The sequence below is a fragment of the Larsenimonas rhizosphaerae genome (genome assembly GCF_026240105.1).
GTDB classification, from domain to species: domain Bacteria; phylum Pseudomonadota; class Gammaproteobacteria; order Pseudomonadales; family Halomonadaceae; genus Larsenimonas; species Larsenimonas rhizosphaerae.
In genome coordinates, this window is the sequence record NZ_JAPIVE010000002.1 from 429,965 (window position 1) to 450,569 (window position 20,605).

At 61.9% G+C, this 20,605-nt stretch carries 18 protein-coding genes and 1 riboswitch; of the genes, 7 read left to right on the top strand and 11 right to left on the bottom strand.

Annotated elements, in window-relative coordinates:
• Positions 1–14 precede the first annotated feature (14 nt).
• The 6 genes from OQ287_RS08465 to yccS all read left to right on the top strand — a co-directional run bounded on the left by OQ287_RS08465 (position 15) and on the right by yccS (position 7,062).
• A complete protein-coding gene (locus OQ287_RS08465; protein WP_250935230.1) occupies positions 15–959 on the top strand; it encodes a D-ribose ABC transporter substrate-binding protein in 945 nt (314 codons plus the stop codon).
• A 49-nt stretch (positions 960–1,008) separates the two neighbouring features.
• Positions 1,009–1,623 carry a DUF2291 family protein gene (locus OQ287_RS08470; RefSeq protein WP_265896163.1) on the top strand — a complete coding sequence of 205 codons (615 nt, stop codon included), beginning with the start codon at positions 1,009–1,011 and terminating at the stop codon, positions 1,621–1,623.
• Entirely contained in the window at positions 1,623–3,146 is a 1,524-nt protein-coding gene (locus tag OQ287_RS08475; protein ID WP_265896164.1) for a sugar ABC transporter ATP-binding protein, read from the top strand. Before OQ287_RS08470 ends, OQ287_RS08475 begins: the two co-directional genes overlap by 1 nt.
• Position 3,147: 1 nt before the next feature.
• Complete coding sequence (locus OQ287_RS08480; RefSeq protein ID WP_265896165.1) at positions 3,148–4,212, top strand: ABC transporter permease; 1,065 nt, start codon at positions 3,148–3,150, stop codon at positions 4,210–4,212.
• 52 nt (positions 4,213–4,264) lie between these two features.
• On the top strand, positions 4,265–4,705 hold the full coding sequence (locus tag OQ287_RS08485) for an RbsD/FucU family protein (protein WP_250935238.1): 441 nt from the start codon (positions 4,265–4,267) through the stop codon (positions 4,703–4,705).
• Between the two features lie 164 nt (positions 4,706–4,869).
• On the top strand, positions 4,870–7,062 hold the full coding sequence (yccS, locus tag OQ287_RS08490; protein WP_250935239.1) for a YccS family putative transporter: 2,193 nt from the start codon (positions 4,870–4,872) through the stop codon (positions 7,060–7,062).
• A 22-nt stretch (positions 7,063–7,084) separates the two neighbouring features.
• Here yccS and OQ287_RS08495 read toward each other — a convergent pair whose 3' ends face one another.
• From OQ287_RS08495 to OQ287_RS08545, 11 genes are all read right to left on the bottom strand, one after another.
• Entirely contained in the window at positions 7,085–8,254 is a 1,170-nt protein-coding gene (locus tag OQ287_RS08495) for a glycerophosphodiester phosphodiesterase (protein WP_265896166.1), read from the bottom strand.
• Positions 8,255–8,472: 218 nt separating this feature from the next.
• Positions 8,473–9,606 (bottom strand): YncE family protein, encoded by a 1,134-nt coding sequence (locus OQ287_RS08500; RefSeq protein WP_265896167.1) that lies wholly within the window; start codon positions 9,604–9,606, stop codon positions 8,473–8,475.
• Positions 9,607–9,772: 166 nt separating this feature from the next.
• On the bottom strand, positions 9,773–10,447 hold the full coding sequence (locus OQ287_RS08505; protein WP_250935242.1) for an energy-coupling factor ABC transporter permease: 675 nt from the start codon (positions 10,445–10,447) through the stop codon (positions 9,773–9,775).
• A gap of 35 nt (positions 10,448–10,482) precedes the next feature.
• A riboswitch (cobalamin riboswitch) is annotated at positions 10,483–10,667 on the bottom strand.
• Positions 10,668–10,786: 119 nt separating this feature from the next.
• Entirely contained in the window at positions 10,787–11,656 is an 870-nt protein-coding gene (locus tag OQ287_RS08510; protein WP_265896168.1) for an SMP-30/gluconolactonase/LRE family protein, read from the bottom strand.
• Between the two features lie 27 nt (positions 11,657–11,683).
• Complete coding sequence (locus OQ287_RS08515) at positions 11,684–12,613, bottom strand: Gfo/Idh/MocA family protein (protein WP_250935244.1); 930 nt, start codon at positions 12,611–12,613, stop codon at positions 11,684–11,686.
• Positions 12,614–12,745: 132 nt separating this feature from the next.
• Positions 12,746–13,102: a hypothetical protein gene (locus OQ287_RS08520; RefSeq protein ID WP_265896169.1), complete on the bottom strand. Its 357-nt coding sequence runs from the start codon at positions 13,100–13,102 to the stop codon at positions 12,746–12,748.
• 96 nt (positions 13,103–13,198) lie between these two features.
• Positions 13,199–14,935 carry an ArnT family glycosyltransferase gene (locus OQ287_RS08525; RefSeq protein WP_265896170.1) on the bottom strand — a complete coding sequence of 579 codons (1,737 nt, stop codon included), beginning with the start codon at positions 14,933–14,935 and terminating at the stop codon, positions 13,199–13,201.
• A 69-nt stretch (positions 14,936–15,004) separates the two neighbouring features.
• Positions 15,005–16,417: a 4Fe-4S binding protein gene (locus tag OQ287_RS08530; RefSeq protein ID WP_265896171.1), complete on the bottom strand. Its 1,413-nt coding sequence runs from the start codon at positions 16,415–16,417 to the stop codon at positions 15,005–15,007.
• Positions 16,417–17,268 carry an FTR1 family iron permease gene (locus OQ287_RS08535; protein WP_250935252.1) on the bottom strand — a complete coding sequence of 284 codons (852 nt, stop codon included), beginning with the start codon at positions 17,266–17,268 and terminating at the stop codon, positions 16,417–16,419. The genes OQ287_RS08530 and OQ287_RS08535 overlap by 1 nt, the downstream gene beginning before the upstream one ends.
• Before the next feature lie 69 nt (positions 17,269–17,337).
• The gene (locus OQ287_RS08540; protein WP_265896172.1) at positions 17,338–17,667 is read right to left on the bottom strand and encodes a cupredoxin domain-containing protein; all 330 of its coding nucleotides are present in this window, start codon (positions 17,665–17,667) and stop codon (positions 17,338–17,340) included.
• Positions 17,668–17,718: 51 nt separating this feature from the next.
• Positions 17,719–18,240, bottom strand: coding sequence for an iron transporter (locus tag OQ287_RS08545; protein ID WP_250935256.1), 522 nt, complete (start codon positions 18,238–18,240; stop codon positions 17,719–17,721).
• 237 nt (positions 18,241–18,477) lie between these two features.
• Here OQ287_RS08545 and OQ287_RS08550 point away from each other — a divergent pair, with 237 nt between their 5' ends.
• Positions 18,478–20,601 (top strand): tRNA(Met) cytidine acetyltransferase TmcA, encoded by a 2,124-nt coding sequence (locus tag OQ287_RS08550; RefSeq protein ID WP_265896173.1) that lies wholly within the window; start codon positions 18,478–18,480, stop codon positions 20,599–20,601.
• Positions 20,602–20,605: the final 4 nt, after the last annotated feature.

Genomic DNA, 20,605 nt, shown 5'->3' on the forward strand with positions numbered 1-20,605 from the left:
TGTCGGAGACAACAATGAAAAAGAAAACCTTCCTGAAAAGCATGATGGCGGCAACGCTATTGACACTTGCCAGCGGCAGTGTGCTGGCAAGCAATGGCCTGATCGCCATTATTACTCCCTCCCACGATAATCCGTTTTTCAAGGCGGGGGCCGAAGGTGCCAGGGAAAAGGCGGAAGAGCTGGGTTATGACACCCTGTCAGCCTCTCATGATGGTGACGTCAACAAGCAGAATCAGTTGATCGAAACCGCCATTGCCCGTCAGGCGAAAGCCGTGGTGCTTGATAATGCCGACTCCGAAGCCAGTGTCGGCTCCCTGGAGCGCTTGAAGGCGGCAGGCATTCCGGCCTTTCTGTATGACCGTGAAGTCAACAAGACCGGCGTGGTCGTGACCCAGATCGTGTCGAACAACTTCCAGGGCGCGCAGCTGGCCGGTGAGAAGTTTGCCGAGCTGATGGGGGATGGGGGCAAGTACGTCGAGCTGATGGGGCCGGAATCGGATACCAATGCGCAGGTACGCAGCGCCGGGTTCCACGACATTCTGGATAACTTCCCCGAGTTCGAAATGGCCGCGCAGCAGAGCGCCAACTGGAGCCAGACCGAAGCCTTCAGCCGTGTCGAGTCCATCCTGCAGGCCAATCCCGATATCAAGGGCATCATTACCGGCAATGACTCCATGGCGCTGGGTGCGGAAGCGGCACTGCAGGCCGCAGGCCGCGATGATGTCTTCATCGTCGGCTTCGACGGCCTTGATTATGCCCGCGATTCGATCCTGAAGGGGGGCAACATCAAGGCGACCGTCATGCAGCCGGCTTATGCCCAGGCGCAGCGTGTGGTCGAACAGGCCGACAAGTACATCCGTACCGGTTCCACCGGCATGCCTGAAAAACAGCTGATGGACTGTGTACTGATCGACAGCTCCAATGCGGCAAGGCTCGACAACTTCTCCCTCAAACAATAACCACCAGAGCGGAGCGGCCATGCCTGGCTGCTCCGCTGCAGGGTTTATCATGCGTTATAACTCCTTGTTCCGGCTGCTGGGCCTGGTTTTCTGCCTTCATCTGCTGAGCGCCTGTACCGTTACCGATCTTGATGATGACGGTAACCCCATTATTCCCGCCGACCCGAACGCGCCGGCAAGTTACGAGCACCTGAGCCTGTCGGAAGTGGCGGACACGTTGTGGGCCCCCAGGATCTTGCCTGAAGCTCGTGACGAGGCCATCGACTGGCCCACTCTGATGGCCCGCCTTGCCGCGCCGGGTGATGGCACCGCAACCAGTGTTTTCGTTCATTTTGATGGCGTGGTCGAGCGTGTCGACACCAGCAGGATACGTGGATCGGTGACCGTGAAGGTCGATGATCAGGACGTCGTATTGCAGACCGGCCGGATCGTGCGAGGCAACGCCATTCGTGATGCATCTCGATACGTCGTGTTCGATGACTTCAAGAACCAGATTCGCTTTGCCCAGATCTCTCGTGAGTTGAACTCTCGTGCCATCGAGGGAGCCGGCGCGCTGGATGAAAGCTGGCAAGGGCAGCCCGTGTCCGTGATTGCTGCAATCACGTTCGACCATGGAACGCTGCGTGACGCAGTGCCGATTCAGATCGAACGGAGCGGCGAGTAATGCACAGCAGCGATACGGCGGATGTGGTGATGCGTGCCGAGGCGATCTCCATGGTCTACCCGGGCACGATCGCTCTCAACGAGGTGGATTATCGCGTATACCGCGGCAAGGTGAACGTGATCATCGGGGAGAACGGTGCAGGCAAGTCGACACTCATGAAGATTCTGGCCGGGGTGCAGCAACCGACATCCGGCCGGATTTTTCTGAACGAAGAGCAGGTGACGTTCAGCAGCACCCGGGACGCAGCCTCCAGAGGTGTCGGCATGGTGCATCAGGAGCTGAACCTGTTCGGCAACCTGAGCGTGGCGGAGAACATCTTCCTTGGTCGTGAACGTCAGCGCGGGCTGATGCCGATCGACACCGCCGAACAGCACCGGATTACCGCCGAGCTGATGGCGCGACTGAATCAGGATATCGCTCCCTCGGAGCTGCTTTCCAACCTCAAGGTCGGCCAGCAGCAGCTGGTCGAGATCGCCAAGGCTCTGGCAGATCAGGCGGATGTACTTATCCTGGACGAGCCGACCTCGGCGCTTTCAAAGACCGAAATCGAATTGTTGTTCGAGGTCATCCGTGATCTGACGGCCCAGGGCGTATCGATCATCTACATTTCTCACCGGCTCGAGGAGCTGATGGCGATCGGTGATCACATCACCATCCTGCGCGACGGCAATCTGCAATCGGAGGCGCTGATCGAAGCCATCGATGTGCCATGGATCGTGCGTGAAATGCTGGGCAGTGATCCGGTGACCGACTTTTTGAAGCCGGGCCGTGAGTTTGGCGAGCCGGTACTGGATGTGCGCAACCTGAGCCTGGTCAGCACTACCGGGCTGACGCTGGTCGATGAAGTGTCGCTTGAGGTAAGGGCAGGGGAGATCGTCGGTGTCTACGGCCTGATGGGCGCCGGTCGCACGGAGCTGATGGAATGTCTGCTCGGCCTTCAGCGCTATCAGGGCGAGATTACCCTTGATGGCCAGAGCGTGCACGAGGGCACCAGTACCAGTGAGCGCATTCGCCGGGGCATGTGTCTGGTGCCGGAAGATCGCAAGAAAAACGGCATCTTCCCGGTGTCCTCGGTCAGTAACAACATGACGATTTCCAGCCTGTGGCGACGGCTGAAGCACCGCTTCACCATCGATGAACCGGCAGAAGATGCCGCAGTGAATTCGGCCATCAACACCCTGTCGATCAAGGTCTCCTCGCCGGATATCGAGATTCGTGCCCTGAGCGGGGGCAACCAGCAGAAGGTCGTGATCGGTCGCACCCTGTTGACCGACCCAAAGATGCTGCTGCTGGATGAACCTACCCGCGGTATCGACATCGGCGCCAAGGGCGACGTGTTCGACATGATGGTATCGCTCTCCGAGCGGGGGATCGGGGTGCTGTTTTCGACCTCGGACCTCAAGGAAATCATGGCCGTCTCGGACCGTATCCTGGTGATGTCAGGCGGCAGGCTGACCGCCAACGTATCGCGTCACGACGCAACAGAATCCGCGCTTGTCTCGGCAAGTGCGCAAGGGCTCTAGCATGAATACACCACACAACAGCACTTCTTCCTCGGCGTCCATCATGTCGAAGGACAACCTTTTGTTGCTCGTATTGAAGATGCGGACGTTCATCGCCCTGTTCTTGATACTGGCCTTTTTTACCGTGATGGTGCCGGGCTTTCTGGAGCCCAGCAGCCTGGTCATCATGGTCAAGCACATTGCCATCAATGCCTTTCTGGCCCTGGGCATTACCTTTGTCATCATCACCGCCGGCATTGACCTGTCGATCGGGGCCATTCTGGGCTTCTGCGGCATGGTGGCGGGCTGGCTGATCACCAAGGGTATCGTGTTGCCGATGCTGGGCATTGCCATCTTTCCAAGCATCTGGCTGGTCGTGCCCATGGTACTGGTCATCGGTGGATTGATCGGAGCACTCAATGGTCTGTTGATCACCCGCTACAACGTCGCGCCGTTCATCTGCACCCTTGGCACCATGTACATCGTGCGTGGCGCCGCCATGCTGCTGTCCGGCGGCGAGACCTTTACCGGCCTGTCCGGCAATCCGCAACTGGGCAATACCGGTTTTGAGCTGATCGGCTCGGCCAGGCTGCTGGGACTGCCCTATGCGATCTGGATGATGTTCATTCTGGCCGCCGTCATTGCCTATATCGCCAAAAGGACCCAGTTCGGGCGTCACGTATTTGCCATTGGCGACAATGAGCACTCTGCGGAGCTCTCCGGGGTCAAGGTCGCTCGGGTGAAGGTGTGGGTCTATACCATCTCGGGGCTTTGCGCGGCACTGGCGGGCATTGTGGTGTCATCCCAGCTGGTGGCAAGCCACCCGGCCACCGGCATCGCCTTCGAGATGAATGCCATTGCGGCCGTGGTGCTGGGCGGCACCTCACTGGCCGGCGGTCGTGGTTCGATCATGGGCACACTGATCGGCGCCTTCGTGATCGGGATTCTGGCCGATGGCCTGGTCATGATGGGGGTCAGCGAATTCTGGCAGATGGTGGTCAAGGGGCTGGTCATCATTGTGGCGGTCATCATCGATCAGAAACAAAGCCGGCTGCAGCACAAGGCTGCCATCGTCAAACAAAAATAGCGCGCCGAGCCACCGCCGCGTTCGGCGGTGCCGGCAGGATCTGGAGCAGGACATGCTGAAGAACATACACCCGCTACTCAGTGGCGAGTTGCTGAACGTATTGCGCACCATGGGGCATGGTGATGACATTGCCCTGGTCGATCGCAACTTCCCCGCGACCTCGCTGGCCAACGGGCGGCCGGTCATCCGGCTGGACGGCAACAGCGTCAGCGAGGCGGCAGAAGCCATTCTGTCGGTACTGCCGCTCGACAGCTTCGTGGATCACCCGGTGCGGCGCATGGAAGTGGTCGGTGAAGACCCCGCGACCCTGCCGGAAGTACAGCAGGAGTTTTCAGCTCTGCTGCACTCGGTCGATAGTGACAGGGCGGCGATGGGGTCGCTGGAGCGGTTTGCCTTTTACGAGGCTACCCGTCAGGCCTTTGCGGTGGTAGTCACCGGCGAGGCGCGAGGATATGGCTGCTTTCTTTTGAAAAAGGGCGTCATTTTTTCCTGAGCGGAGCGCGTTACTGCCAGCAGCCTGATCGGATAGCCGCCGATCGGGCTTTTTTATGTCCGTTACCCTGTCAGGCTGTTTTGGACGGCCGATAAAACACGTTAGACTTTAGTCAAATATTATTATTCGGCATGCCTGCTGCCCCTGCTTCGGGATACTGCACTTTGAGCTCACTTTTGCTTTCGCTTCAACGCCTCTGGTCCCTGAAACGCTTTTCGTCCGGACTCAAGGTCTTCATTGCCCTGAGTGGCGCGATGGGACTGGGCTGGTATCTCGGGCATGTTTCCTGGGTCATTCCCTGGTTTCTGGGCATCATCGCCTGCGCACTGGCGGAAACCGATGATAACGTCTGGGGACGGACACGGGCCGTGGCGCTGACGCTGGCAGCCTTCTGGAGTGTGGCGCTGGGCGTACAGATGCTGCTGCCTCATCCCATTGGATTCGTGGCGGCGTTAACGGTGGGGGCATTTCTGCTGACCATGGGCGGGGCGCTCGGCGAGCGTTATGGCACCATTGCCCGTGCCACCCTGATTCTGGCGGTCTACACCATGATCGGTCTGGAGCAGAGCCAGGGTAACCACCACGTCTGGTGGTTTGAGTCCACCATGCTGACACTGGGGGCGGCCTGGTACGGGGCGCTGTCGATTCTCTGGTGCGTGCTGTTTTCACGCCAGCCGGTACAGCAGGGCATGGCGGAACTGTATCGTCAGCTCAGCGAGTACCTGATTCTGAAATCCTCGCTGTTCGAGCCCAGCGATACCCGCGATATTGACCAGACCCGTCTGGCGCTGGCGCAGCAGAATACCCGGGTGGTGATGGCGATGAATCAGGTCAAGGAGCTGATCATCAACCGGCTGGACAGTCGGCGCGAACAGCCCGAGCTGCAGCGTTACCTGACGATCTATTTCATTGCCCAGAGCCTGCATGAGCGGGCCAGTTCCACGCATTATCCCTATCACACCCTGGCCGAAACCTTCTTTCACAGCGACATCCTGTTTCGCTGCCAGCGCCTGCTCAAGAGCCAGGGCAAGGCCTGCCGCAGTCTGGGTCGGGCCATTCGGCGGCGCGAGCCCCTGAACGATACCCGTCACCCCGGCGCCATGGAGGATCTGCACACCTCGCTTGCCTGGCTGCATCAGCAGGAAGGGCGGTTTGACCCGATGCTGCTGGGGGCGCTGGACGCACTGGCGCATAACCTGAGCGTGCTGGACCAGGAACTGGCCCGGGCACACGCGCCGGAAGAAACGGTACTGGCCCCGCACAATACCCTCTATGACCGCTCACCCAAGTCCCTGCGCGATGCCTGGGCCCGTTTCCGGCAGCACATGAAGCCGTCCTCGCCGATCTTTCGGCATGCCCTGCGTCTGACGCTGGCGCTGGTCGCCGGGGTTGGTGTCATGCAGGTCAGCGATCTTGAACTCGGGTTCTGGATTCTGCTCACCACGCTGTTTGTCTGCCAGCCCAACTTCGGCTCGACACGGCTTCGCCTGACCCAGCGTATTGCCGGCACGATCGTCGGGCTGGTGGCCGGCTGGGCCTCGCTGACGCTGTTTCCCTCGCCCTGGATACAAAGCACGATTGCCGTGGCGGCAGGCGTTGCCTTTTTCGTGAACCGGTCCAGCCGCTACATGCTGGCGACCGGGGCCATCACGCTGATGGTGGTGTGTTGTTTCAACCAGGTACTGGACGGGTACAGCGTCATCTGGCCCCGCCTGGTGGATACGGTCATTGGCAGTCTGCTGTCGGGCCTGGCGGTCTTTCTGGTACTGCCTGACTGGCAGGGTCGTCGGATTCATCAGCTCGCGGCCACGGCACTCAAAAGCAATGGCGCCTATCTGCGCCAGTTGATCGTGCAGTACAGCTCCGGCAAGCAGGATGACCTTGATTACCGGCTGGCCCGGCGTAATGCCCACAATGCTGACATGGCCCTGTCCTCGGCGTTGTCCAACATGGCTCTGGAGCCCGGGCATTTTCGAAAGGATGCTGAAGCCTGTCTGCCGCTGATGGTGACCACACATACGCTGCTGAACTATCTGTCGGCCCTCGGCGCGCATCGGGATGCACTGCCGGCCCATCCGCATCTGGCCCTGCTGGATGAAAGCAGTGCCTATCTGGCGCAGTCGCTGGAAGAAGTAGCCGATGATCTGACGGCACGGCGGGCAGTGCCGGGGCAGGGAGAGGAGGGTGCGCGTATCGAAGCGGCGCTCAAGGCATCGCTGCAGGGCATGGACAGCCCCTACCGGCTGGTGCAGATGGAGCTGTTGCTGATTTCACAGCTGCTGTCCACCGTGCGCGAGCAGGCCGCGCGCTTGCAGAGCGATGTCTCTGGTGCCCACATCCGGTCAGCGACGGCATGAACGCCGCCGCTGATGCCGGCGGTCAGTAATCGTAGGCGGTCAGGATGTCATTGACCGACTGATCAGGCGCACGGTCAAAGGTCTTGAGGGCAACGGTCGGGCGATTGGTGAAAAAGCCGTCCACACCATGCTGGCGATAGGTCTCAAGGTCTGCCGGCTGGTCCACGGTGTAGGCATGCACAAGCAGATGGTGTTCGTGCGCCATGTCGATCATCCATGGGGCAGCCAGTTCGCTATAGCTGAACTGGCGTGAAAAGTCTCCGTCATGCTCGCTTTGAATTGTTGATGGTCCTACCCCGATGGCGCCGTGATCCTTCGCGTAGCTCAGCCATTCACCGTAGTCCGCCTTCGAGGCAACCTTCTGGCGTGCGTAGTAATCGGCGTCTGTTTCATCTGTGCCCTGCGGGGCTGACTGTTCAAGCGGTATCGAGCCTTCCCCGCCCCACAATAGCAGGATCTTCGGCACGTTCGGCATCTGCTGCTGCAAGGCCTCAAGGCTTGGCTTTTCAAATGTCTGCAGGATGACGCGGCTTGGCGTATAGGCAACATTGACTGCCCCATTGGACTCACCGGCCGGTTGTGTTCCGGCCTGTGGCCCAATCCAGTCGTGGGCCTGCAGGTACTGCTTCAAATCCTTCTCGATGCCCGGAAACAGGGTAGGCACCTTGGTCTCGATATAAAGCCCGGGGTGGTTGCTGCCCCCCTCGGCAATATCACGAATCTCATCCAGCGTCATGATCTTCAGGCCCTTGAAGCCTGGTCGGGCCCGGTCCGGGTAGGCCGTGTTGAACCAGCTGCCGGCATCCAGCTGCTTGAGTTCGGCCAGGGTGAACTGGCTGACCGGGGCATCGGCGCGGTCCGGAAACACCTCGGCCACATTGGTGGTGCGCTGCAGGGTGTTGTCGTGAAGGGCAACCAGGTGGCCATCCCTTGTGCGCTGTAAATCAAGTTCCAGATAGTCGGCACCCAGGTCACGCGCGAGCAGGTAGGCCGGCCGCGTGGATTCCGGGGCGTTGAAGGAGTCGCCACGATGGGCAATGACCGCCGGGTCGGGTATGCCGAGGGCGGCGCTGGTCTGCGCGGAGGATGAGGCGTCCCTGGTCTCGTCGGCCAGGGTGGGTGTGGCAGAAAGCGCTGCAGTGATGGCCATGGCCAGCAGTGAGGTACGGGCGATCGGGTGACGTGAAGGCATACAGGTTCCCTGAATGTTTTCATGAATACCGGTCGGGATATCCGGCCGGCATGTTCAGTATGGCTGTCTCTTTGCGGCTTGCCTGGTCCGAAGGTCTGCACCGGGTTTTTCGACATGCTCGGGCAGTGTCATGCAGTGTTCATCATGGGTGTGTCATCTCGATGACGCTGCCCATGCACATGCGAGTGAATGCTCGCCAGCGCGGCTGTAGGCGGGCGCTAGCCATTCGACGGCGTCAGGGTCATCACGTGATCCGGTTTTTCGGCCTTGTAGGTCTCTCCGACCTTCTTGATCGGCTGCTTGAGTGTGAGCCAGGCGTGCTGGCCATTCGGCGAGAGTGCCAGGCTGTTGGGCATGGCGGCCTCCAGCGGGAGTTGCCCCGTGAGCGTCAGGTCATCGGTATCGATGATCGAGAGTGTCTTCGCGTCACGCTGGCTTACCAGCAGGCGATGCGCCGGACCATCAAGGGCCGCGGCCAGACTGTCGCCGCCCAGGTCGATCGAGGCGATCTGTTTACCGGTGGTGGTATCCAGTACGGTCACGGCATCACTTTTGGCGTGGGTCACGAACAGGTGGTGTGCGGCCTTGTCGAACGCCAGGTTGAGCGGGCTCCTGCCGCCGGTAGGCCATTGATCGACGATCGTGTTGTGGGCCGTGTCCACCACGCGCACCGCGTTGTCCTTGTAGGTCGACACGAACAGGCGGTCGTTTTCGGCATCGAGCGCGAGCCCGGTGGCCCACTCGCCGAACCCGGTGACAGTCTTTTCGAGCGAGAAGCGTTGGGTATCGACGACCCACAGCACGCTGTCAGTGCCGACGCCCGAGATATAAAGCGTCTGGCCATCAGGGGAAAGCACCAGCTGGCGCGGGTTGGGGCCGAACGGCTTCTCTTCCCCCTCGGCCGGTTCAGGGGCGGGCCTGGCCAGTTGCAGGGTATCCGTGTCGCCTGTGTCGAGGTTCAGACGAATAAGGCTCTGATCGAGTGTATCGCCCAGATACAGGGTCCTGCTGGCATCATCGAGTACCAGTCCGAAGGCCTTGCCCGGCAGCGCCCAGCGTTTTTGAATGTCGAGCGTCGTCGGATCGAGCTGGTAGACCATGCCCCTGGCACCCTCGTCGAACCCGCCGGCGCTGGCCACGAACACCGCATTCATCGAGGGGCTATAGGCCAGCTCATACAGTGCATGGCCCAGCGCCCGGTCGGTGCGCACCTGCCAGCCGGCCGTGGGCATGGTGCGGCTTTCGGCGGTATCTGGTGACGTGGTCTGATCGGCTGCGGCTGCGGGTAGCGTCCAGAGCGGCAGGGCAACAAAAGCCCCTAGAACCAGCGCGCGTGGGGTGGAGATGGGCATGGTGACTCCCTGTGATGATGAATTTAAACGCGTATGATAGTCATTGTTAAATTATAATGATTCTCATGAATGATAAAGGGTTCCGGCGTTGTTTTCATCCGAGGCACCAAAAAAACGCCCGCAGTGGCGGGCGTTGTGTGAGAGGCAGGCACGGGCGTTTATGCCCTCAGGCCGGATTGAGCAGCCGTCGTGTAAACAGCGGGGTGGCAGACAGCCGGTGCAGGCGTTTGGCCGTTGCCAGTACCCCGAGATCAATCAACGGCTCCACCAGGATGACTGACATGTAGGCCACGCCGAAGCTCGCAATACTGGCCACGTGCTCGAGCCCCTGGCCGTATACGGCCCAGAAGGCTACCCAGGCCACGATGCCCCCCTGATAGGCCGTTGAAAGCTTCAGCGCCTGGGTGTAAGTGAGCTCGGTGTAGCGCGTTCCCCTTGCAATGATACGTCCGGCCAGCACATGGATACCCCAGAGCGGTATCAATAGCGTGGTGACGTTCATGCCGTACTGAGGCAGATCAAACGGAGCGAAAAGCAGCCCCTGCAGCAAAAGCCCCGCTGCCAGCCCAATGGCCGTCGGGCCTGCACCAAACAGCAGGAAAAGCGTAGAGCCTAGAATCAGGTGGACTTCCGATACTCCCACCGGATGGTGAGGCAGTACCTGAAAGAAGCCGAAGACCAGCAGGGTAGCCAACAGGCTACGAGGCACCATGCCGATCAGCCCTCCATCACGGCTGATGGTCTGCCAGGCCATGCGTGCGGCGATGCCCAGCGCACCGGCGGCTGTCGCATAACTGAGCATCAGTTTGGCGCCGGTCACTACACCGGGTTCGATATGCATATCATCTCCTTGTCTGCACCCACCGTGCAGTCGTGTGGTCAGGTGGTTATCCGGCAGGTTTCCTGGCTTGTGCGTCCTGGCCCGTTTCATCCTTCCCGGCCTGTGCGCCAGTGGGTACATGAAAGGGCTCGTCACTTACAGTTGCGGGGGCAGCCACGGTCTTTCACCGCGTTCCCTTTTCAGTTCAGCGGGCTGAACCACCGGATGAACCAGAGCATACGTGCATCGGTCAGGATGAGCACGCCTGTTGATACCCGGGTGATTCCGGTAATGATTGATGTCAGGAAAATGCTGCGCTGCCGAGTCTCGACGCGGCAGCGAACCGGAGGGCCGCACCGGTCAGTCGGCCCTGAAGCGGTAATCCTCAAGCCCGGCGGTGTCGACCGGCATGGAAAAGAGCGAGCCGGACAGCGGCGCCTGCTGCAGGGCCTCGTCACTCATGTGCTGCCGTGCGGTGGTCACAAACAGCGTGCGGCGGTCTTTGCCGCCGAACGCCACTTTGGTGGGTTGCGGTACCGGCAAGGGATGGTGGGACAGCAGCGCGCCTTCCGGCGACAGTTCGATCACGGCACTGCCGGCATACAGGGCACACCAGTAGTGGCCGTTCCGGTCGACCGCGGCGCCATCCGGGTAGCCTTCAATGCCCAGGGTATCGAGGTCCACCCAGGGCGTTGCCGGGCCAATCCTGCCGGTATCAAGGTCAAAGGCGTGGCGGTCAATGCGTCGATGAGGGGAGTCTGCATGGTACAGCCAGCGCTGGTCCGGGCTGAATGCAAGGCCGTTGGCAATGGTGATGCCCTCAAGGTGCTGTTCAATGCTCTGCTGGTAGCTGAACAGGGCGCCAACGGGGTCGGACTCACCATCGTGCTTGGTACCGACCCAGAAACGTCCGCGCGCATCACAACGCCCGTCATTGCACCAGCTCACGTTCGAGTCCTGCGGACCATCAACGAGGCAGTGCTGTTTCCGGCCCTCGGCATCCAGCCGCCAGAGCCCTGAGCGGGTGGCAGCCACAAAGCCGCCATCGTCGTGCAGGGCAACGCAGGCCAGGGGTTCGTCAATGGTGGTGTAGTCGGGCGCCGACTCGCCCGGGTCAAGCCAGTACAGCCGACCTTCCCGAATATCCACCCAGTAAAGTCGAGCCGTGGCATCGTCCCAGAACACGCCTTCGCCCAGCGTCATGGTTAATCGACAGTGCAGCGTCAACATGGTGAACTCCCTTGTTCGGCGAGTGATCTAGTCGTGAAAGGCATCAACGATCACGCGCTCGCCCATCATGAAGGCATCGGCCACATGGCGGAACGGGCGAATGTCCACATCGCACATGCCGGCACGGATCAGCTCGGCGAAGTGACGATACAGCCCGACATATTCAACGTCGTCACCATCAAGTACCAGCTCGTCATCGATGAACAGCTTGCTGCCCCCTTCATCCAGCACCAGTGTGCCATCGCGAGTCTCCACCGTGATGCGCCATGTCTGAGGGCCGGTCTGGCGCCAGTCAAGGTCGGCATGGATCGGTGTGTCGTTGGCGTCGGTGAAATCGAGGGTGGCGCCAATCGGGGCCTGATGGTTTTCAGGGACTTCAAGTCGCGCCCTGGTCAGGAAGAAATCCATCGGCAGGATGTGGGTCACGATCGACAGGGCATTGATGCCCGGGTCAAACACGCCCAGCCCACCGGGCTGCCAGATCCATTCCTGGCCGGGGTGCCAGGTCCGAACATCTTCACGCCATTGAATATCGACACGGGTGATGCTGCGGCCGACAAGCCATTCGCGTGCCTGAGCGACACCGGCGGCTTCGCGGGCATGCCAGCTGGCATACAGGGTGACGCCTGCCTGATGAGCGCGACGATACAGGTCTTCGACTTCGCTCAGTGTGACGCCGGGCGGTTTTTCCAAAAAGACATGGCGACCGGCCTCTATGGCGCGCCGCGCCTGGCCATAGCGCACCTGGGGCGGTGTGCACAGGGAGATGGCCTGCAGTTCGTCATTGCCGGCGAGCATCTCGTCCAGATCATTGAAGGTGGTGATGCCGTCAAGCGTGGCGTTGCGGCTGGCACCGGCGACCAGGGTAAATTCGTCGCAATGGGCGAGGGCGGGAATATGCTGGTCACGGGCAATCTTGCCGATCCCGACGAGGCCGATGCGTATGGGCGCTGACATGAAGCTATCTCCTGGCTGATTGGGGCGCCTCGATAGAGTAGCGGCTTAAGCAGGCCTGCACACACAACGTTAGTCTATAGAGACGTTGTATGTGCCTGTTACGCGGGCAGGATTATCGCCTGCCCCGGGTCATCAGTCGGTGGAGTAGCGAGTGCCGCCGGAGGCACTCTGACCTTCGGGGCAGGGGCGATCGGTGGTTGATAGGGTGCGTCCGCCGGACCCTTTGCAGATGGTGCTCCTGTTGGGTATTCCGTCGTAATCCTCGAGGTGGTAGTTGTCCGGCACGTAGTTGGATCGCCAGTGTTCCGTGTCGGGGGCGATGAGTACATTGGCCTCGATGTGTGGGCGCCTGTCGCGATCATGATGCGCTGACTGTCCCTGGTTCGAGATGCTGTGCTGCCGTTCGATAATGACCGTCTCGGCCATGCTCGGCAGGGCCGGGCCGAATGTCAGGGCCGCGACCAGCAGGCGGCAGGGAAAATGGCGCATGAACTCACTCCTTGAAGGTATCCCCTTGATATCGGCCGAACGCGCCTCGGGTACAGCCTTGTCCGCCGGGCCACGTTTGTTGCCCGGCGCAGGGCGTTACGGGGGCGTCATCGCAAGCGGTGGTGCCGGAATGACACTCACCCCGTAGGATGAGGCGGGGCACGTCTCCAGCGCGGCGGCGGGTATCAGTGCCCAGTCATCTCCCCCGTGGGTCAGGCGATGTGATCGTGTGGGGTCGACGCACGGATGATCATCAAGTTCATGATAGTCCACCAGCATGAAGCGTGAGGCAGGGGCCTGGCGTATCCAGCCACTGAAGCGTTCGAACTCTTCATCACTGCCGGCGTGGATGCCGGCAGTGACCACCGGCTGACGTGCTTCGAGCATGGCGGATTCATTGTTGGTGGACAGGGCCAGCGTACTCCGAGCGCCGGTCACGGCGACCACCTCACGCATCAGTGACGCTGCCGAGCGGGTCGTATCCATCTGGGCATACCCCACCAGTGACCAGCCCAGCCAGCACAGAAGTATCCACGGGGTGTACAGCATCAGCCCCTGCCTGGGGCGAATGAACAGCGCCAGACCCAGTGTCAGGGCACCGGTCACGCCCCACCAGGCCCAGGGAGACAATCCTTCCTCGGCGGCCAGTCGGGTAAGTGAAGGCAGGCCGGCGGCGCCGAGCAGGCCCACAAGCCCCAGCACCGCTCCTCCTGTCATGGCCAGCCACCAGCACAGCCGGTTGGGCCATGCGGCTCGTAACAGACCGGGGAGCAGGGGAGCCAGTATCAGAATCAGCAGCGGCGCTGTCGGCGTCATGTAGACGCCGCGCTTGCCAGGGCTCATTGAGAAAAACAGCAGCATCAGGCCGAGCATCGACATCGGCAGCCACACTCGTGCATCAGCGCGTCGGACGCGGCGCCACAGGGAGGGTGCCACCCAGGGCAGGGTCAGGGTCCAGGGCAGCCAGGCCCAGGGCAGCACGTCAACAATAAAGTACCAGGCAGGTTGCACATGAGCCCAGGAGTCGGCGTAGCGCTGGCCGGTCTGCTTGAACAGGATATTGTCGCGGTAGGCAGCGAGGGCCGGGTCCGGATGCAGCCAGGTGGTGTAGATCACCATCGGCACGACCCACAGTGAAAGCGTCAGAACCAGAAGGCCGAGGCCGCCGGCCAGCTCTTTTGCCTTCAATGGGTGAGGCCGCCATGGCCCGGCGGGCCTTCGCCAGTGCAGCAAGGCCCAGGCGGGCAGCATCAACAGCGGGAGGAATCCGACCCCCTTGGTCATGATGCCAAGTCCCATGGCGATAAAGCCCGTATACCACCAGCGACGAGCCGGTCCCAGCAGGGCATGACGCAGCAGCCCGTAAACGCCAAGGGTGATGAAGAAGGTCACGGTCATGTCGATCTGGGCACTTTTGGCCTGCAGGGTAAACTGCGTCGTGATCAACAGGGCCATACCGGCCAGAAGGCCGATGCGCGCGCCATAAAGGCGACGGGCAAGGTCTGCCACCAGGGCCTGGGTACCCAGCCCGGCGAGCAGTGAGGGCAGTAGAAAGGCCTTCGGGTTGCCGGTAACAAGCTGTGCCAGCGCGACCAGCCAGAAGTACAGCGGGGGTTTGTCCGGGTACAGTTCTCCGGCGCGGTGCGGTATCAGCCACTGGCCGGTCGATAGCATTTCCCGAGCGATCAGAACGTAACGGGGTTCATCCGGTGACCAGGGATGGCGCAGCCCCAGTCCGGCGCCAAGCACCAGCAGGCTGATCAGACCAAGGCACCACCAGTGGAGGGGTGTGACGCGGGGGATATGAGCTCTGAAGGCCGGGCGGACAACCATGACCGGAATACCCTTGTGAACGTGGACATCAAGGGTATCCCGTCTGGCTTACGTGTTTATTAACGCAGGTTACCAGCCCCAGAACATCAGCCACCAGGCATACAGAATTACGCTGATCGTTACGCCCAGACCGGCCAGGGCGGCCAGCCGGGGCAGCAGGGCCTGACGATAGCGTCCCGTGATGCGATATCCCAGGTACAGGCTCCACAGGCTGCCGCCGGCGAGCAGCGCCGCTCTGAGGTCGTTGATCCAGTAAAGCGTCAGACCGTCGCCGCGCAACAGGGTGACGGTAGTGGCGGAGAGCCCTAGAAATACGCCCAGCCCGCCCAGCGGGATCAGTGCATGAGCCAGATGCCACAGCCGCTGGGTAGACCAGCCGCCCAGCAGGCGATTGGCCAGACAAAGCGTCAGGCTCAGCACGCTGCCCATCACCAGCGCCGTGGCCAGGATATAGGTGATCAGCATGGCGCCATCGAGCAGATTGAACACGTCATTCTGCTCGGGGTAGTTGGTCAATATCCACCAGGGGGCGGTGGTGGTCAGCGGCCACATGATGTCGTGATTGACCAGCCAGACCGCGCAGGCCTGCTTGAGGCTCACAAACCAGGGGCTGGCCGACCAGTGGAAGGCGCCAATGGCCACGCCGAACAGCCCGAACAGCAGCAGGATGAACTCTTCACGAGTCGCCCGTGTCGCGCTTTCCTGCACGATATCCTCGGACGAGGAACGAGTCTTCAGCGAAATGGCATTCTTGTGGCCGCTGCACTTGCCGCACATGTGACAGGCGCTGGCAGTCTGCAGCTGCTTGAGTGGCACCAGCGGCGGGCAGTGCACGCTTTCATGACGAATGGGCTGGCCGGCATGCTCCCTGTTGAACGCCGTCCAGGCGCGCTGGTCGGTACGAAAATGCACCGGGGCAAGCTTGGACAGCAGCATGAACACGCCGTTGACCGGGCACAGATGACGGCACCAGACGCGGGTGCCACGCCCGTAGATCAGCCCGACAATGATGGCTGCTACGGTCGAGCCGCCCAGCACGGCCAGCGCCCCGGTAGGGTACTGGTAAACGCTGGCCATCTGACCGTACAGGGTGGTGCCCAGAAAGCCGACAAACGGCCAGCCCTGCCAGCGCAGCCATTTAGGGATGGCGCGGCCAAGGCCGACGCGGCTGGCCGCCTCGGTCAGCGTGCCTTCGGGGCAGAAAATACCACACCATACCCGGCCCAGCAGCACCATGCTGATCAATACAAACGGCCACCAGAGCCCCCAGAATACAAAGGCGGCAAACACGGTCAGGTTGGTCAGGATGTGGTCCTGATAGTCAGGCAGCGGCAGCAGGGCGGGCACGATCAGCAGAAAGGCATACAGACCCACCACCACCCACTGGATCAGCTGGATGGGCCGCCGGTGACGGCGCATCCAGAGCCCCAGGGCGGCCAGTCGGTTGACCTTCGGTGGGGCTGCGCCGGCACATCCCCCCATCAGACGCCCCCCTGCGCAGCCACCTGCAGCCGCTGCTGGCGGCGCTTCTGCCAGGAGAGCAACCCGAGTACCGTAACCCAGTAAAGGCCGAAGGCAATGACCATGGTTTCAGCCGGCCAGGCGCGATAGCCCGCGAAGGTGGCCAGCAACCCACCGACGCCTGCGCTGTCGTCCAGCCAGGCGCTGGTATCCCACAGCGGGTCCATGCCGGTGGGCAGGGCGCCGAGGCCCATCAGCTTTTCAACGCCACTGATCAGCAGCGAGCAGGCCAGCAGTAACAGCAGGGTTTCGGTAATGCGGAAAAACCATTTCCACGAAAACACCCGTGAACCCAACTGCATGAGGAAAAAGGTCACCAGGGCTAGGCCGAACCCGCTGGCAGCGGCGCTGACAAAGCTCCACAGCCCGCCCATCTGAAGCTGGGCCATGCCCATGCCATACAGAAAGACCACCGTTTCGCTGCCTTCGCGGGCCACCGCGATGGCCACCAGCACGGCAATGCCCCAGAAGCGGGTCTGCTGGACGGCGTTTTCAAGTCCCTCGTGCAGCTCGCGCTTCAGGTGCCGGGCGTGTACCCGCATCCAGAGCACCATTTGTACGATCAGGGCGCAGGCAATCAGTACCATCGTTGCCTGAAAGATGTCCTGCGAGTCGCCCTGCAGCCAGCTGTCGGCCTGCATCAGCGCTGCACCGACAATACCGGCCAGCCCCAGCCCGGCCAGCACCCCCAGCCACAGATAGCGCAGGCCGATGCGCGAGTCGGCCTGCCTGAGCCAGGCGTACACGATACCGACGATCAGGATGGCCTCGACGCTTTCACGCCAGACAATGAATAGAACCTGCTCCCACATGGTAAGGGATTCTCCTTCCGGCACGGTCAATGGAAATCATGCGCACGTCTTCTTCACGCCGGTCGGCGCTTACTCCGCCACCAGGGTGCCGCGTGCGTCAGGGAGATGGAACTCATCGAAAAAGTCGTATTCGCCCGGCTTGAGCGGATGAACCACGACAAAGGAGCTGACGCCAGGCCCCATCACCTTTTCCTTGCGCAGCGATGTGCTTTCGAACTCGACCGGCGTGTTGCCGGTATTGTGCAGCTCGATCTTGAACCGCTCACCGGCCTTGACGTGCAGGGTCTGCGGCGTCAGCTCCCCGTTGTGAAGCGTCAGGGTGTATGAAGGCAGGGCGGCCTGGGCCAGCGCTGGTACGGCCAGCAGTACCGGAAGTGTCAGAAACAACAGGGCTTTCATTGGTGCACTCCTGAAAAGGGATCGCGCCCGGCAGTCGGGCGCGGCGAAGACTCAGTAACCGCCTTTCTTGCCTACACCTGCATAGGTGAAGTCATACTCCACGGTGATGGGGTCGTACCATGCACCGACACCGGTTTCCTTGTCGACATGGCGCTGCATGTCCGGATGCGTGATGGTGTAGGTCAGGTGATACTTGCCCGGGCCATCAAGCTTTACGTTGGCACCGTAGTGAGGGCCATCGCTGGCCACCATCGGCATGAAATCCCCTTCGATGGTGTTATCGCTGCCCTTTTTGCTGAGCGCATAATGAACGCTCAGGTAGGGAATCCAGTCGCCGGGCGCAAAGCCGTTGGGGTTGTCTTCCAGCGAGTGGATATCGGCTTCCAGGTGAACATCCGCCTTGTTGGCAGCCAGCTTGCCGGCCGGTTCCATGGTGACCGGTTGCAGATAGACCGCCGCGATTTCCATGCCTGCTTCATGTTTGGGCTTGCCGATCGGGTATTCAAGAGCCATGGCGGAAGTGGAAAACAGCGCCAGGGCGGGCAGGGCCCACAACATACGTGATGCACTCATGACATTTCCTTTGGTGATTGGTGACTCTGACGGATTATCTGCCGTCCGGTTCCCGAGACGCGCATGCTTCAGGGATGGCGCATGAATGAGAATCGGTTCGCAATGGTAAATATAACGTTTATCACCGACGCACAACCAGTGAATCCATGCCTGAAGATCAATAAAAGTCAGTGCAGACAATTGCCACGCCAGGATTGTCGCGGCAGTCTGCCTGTGTCGATTACCGGAGACTGCCTCGTGACCAGTGATTTATCCGCCCCTTTTGCAGCGCTGACCTGTCAGCGTCGCGTCCTGGCTGCCCGTCGCCATCGCGCGCTGATGTGCTGGCAGGGAACACCTGTCGAGCTGGTCGCGCGCGCCCGGCAGTATCTGGCTGATCAGGGGGATGTGCTGTGGGTGTCTCCGACACCGCCGGAGGCCATCGACGTGCCTCACTGTCGGCCCGGGCGTGCCCGCGCCTGGCTGGGGCGCGAGCGGGATATCATCGTGATGGATGCCACCGAGGTGTTCGACCCGGAAGCCCTGGGCGCGCTGTCCGGGACGGTCAGGGCTGGCGGAGTGCTGCTTCTGTTGCTGTCCGAGACATTCGGCCAGACACCGGATGATGGCTATGTCCGTCTCGCCGACTGGCCCTGGGAGCCGGCGAGCCTGTCGTCCCGTTTTCTGGCCCGTTGTGCCCGGCTGCTTGAATCGTCAGCCGCCTCGTTTGCCATCCCGGAACGTGACATCCACCAGGGGGTCACCGAGCACCAGCGCCACACCGAGAGCGGCGTCCGGTCTGATGGCAGTCTGACTGACGATCAGACCGCCGTGGTCAATGCACTGATAGCGCTCAAGCGGCGGCGGCCGTTGGTGATCACGGCAGACCGGGGCCGTGGCAAGAGCGCATCTCTGGGGCTGGCGGCGGCTCGGCTGCTGGCAGGCGGGCAGACCACACTGTTCATTACGGCACCTGCCATGGCTGCCATCGAGCCGGTGTTTGATCGTCTGGCGGAGCAGCTGCCCGATGGGCACCGCGACGGCACTGCCTTTCTGATCGGCGAACAGCGGCTGCAGTTTCTGGCACCGGATCAACTGGCGGCAAGCGGCGGGCCTGGCACCACGCTGTTTGTCGATGAAGCGGCGGCCCTGCCGGTGCAGGTATTAACCCAGGCGCTGGAGGCCTTTCCCCGGATTGCCTTCGCCACCACGGTGCACGGCTATGAGGGCTCCGGTCGTGGCTTTGAGTTGCGCTTTCGCTCCCTGCTTGATCGGCGGGCGCCTCAATGGCGCGCCATGACCATGACGTCACCGGTGCGCTGGGCCGAGGGAGATCCCCTTGAGCAGCTGACTCATCGACTGTTGCTGCTGGACGCCGAGCCGACTGCGCCTGGTACATCGGGCGAGCCGGTACGGGTGGTTGTGCTGGATCGGAAGGCGCTGTCCCAGGATGAAGACCGTCTGGCCGAGGTGTTCGGGTTGCTGGTTCAGGCCCATTACCGTACCTCGCCGGCCGACCTGCGACAGCTGCTGGACGGCCCGGGTATCGAGGTGCGCGTGGCGCTGGAAGGCGAGCAGGTGATCGGCGTGCTGGTAAGTCTGAGCGAGGGCGGCTTTGATGCCTCGCTGGCGGAACAGATTGCTCGCGGGGAGCGACGCCCGCAGGGACACCTTGTTGCCCAGTCGCTGACCCTGCATCTGGGGGAGGCCGCTGCAGCGCAGGTGCGGTGGCGGCGTATCATGCGGGTTGCTGTCCATCCGGCACGCCGCCGCCGGGGGGTAGGGCGTCAACTGGTCGAGGCGCTGGCGGCGGACGCTGGCAGGGCGGCGTTGCTGGGGGTCAGTTTCGGGCTGGATGACACCCTGCCGGCCTTCTGGCAGACGCTGGGGTTCACGCCGGTGCGCGTCGGCCTGACCCGGGAAACTGCCAGCGGTGAGCATGCCTTGATGATGGCGCGCCCGCTCACGGCCGATGGAAACACCCTGCGTGCCCGGCTGGTCGCTCGGTTTTCCACCCTGCTGCCCGACTGGCTGGCCCGGGAGCTGGTGGCACTGGACCCTGCTCAGGCGGCGGGTATACTGGCCGGTTTGCCCACACCGTCCGCGGAGGAGGGCGACGCCCAGCGGCTTGATCGTTTCATCAGCGCGAATGCCCCCTGGGCGCTGAGCCGCCCGGTGGTGCAGAAAGCAGTCTGGCAGGTGCTGGCACGCCACGGCCTGGTGGAGGGCAGTGGTGTGGCGGTTGGGCTGGCATTTCAGAGCATGGAGGCCCCGCAGCCGTTGCTGGCCCGGCTGTTGCCAGCCGAGGCCAACGGCGTTACCGGTCGGCGGCGCTGGCTGGCCCGGTGGCTATCGCAATGGGGAAGCGAGCAGCTATCCTAGGGCA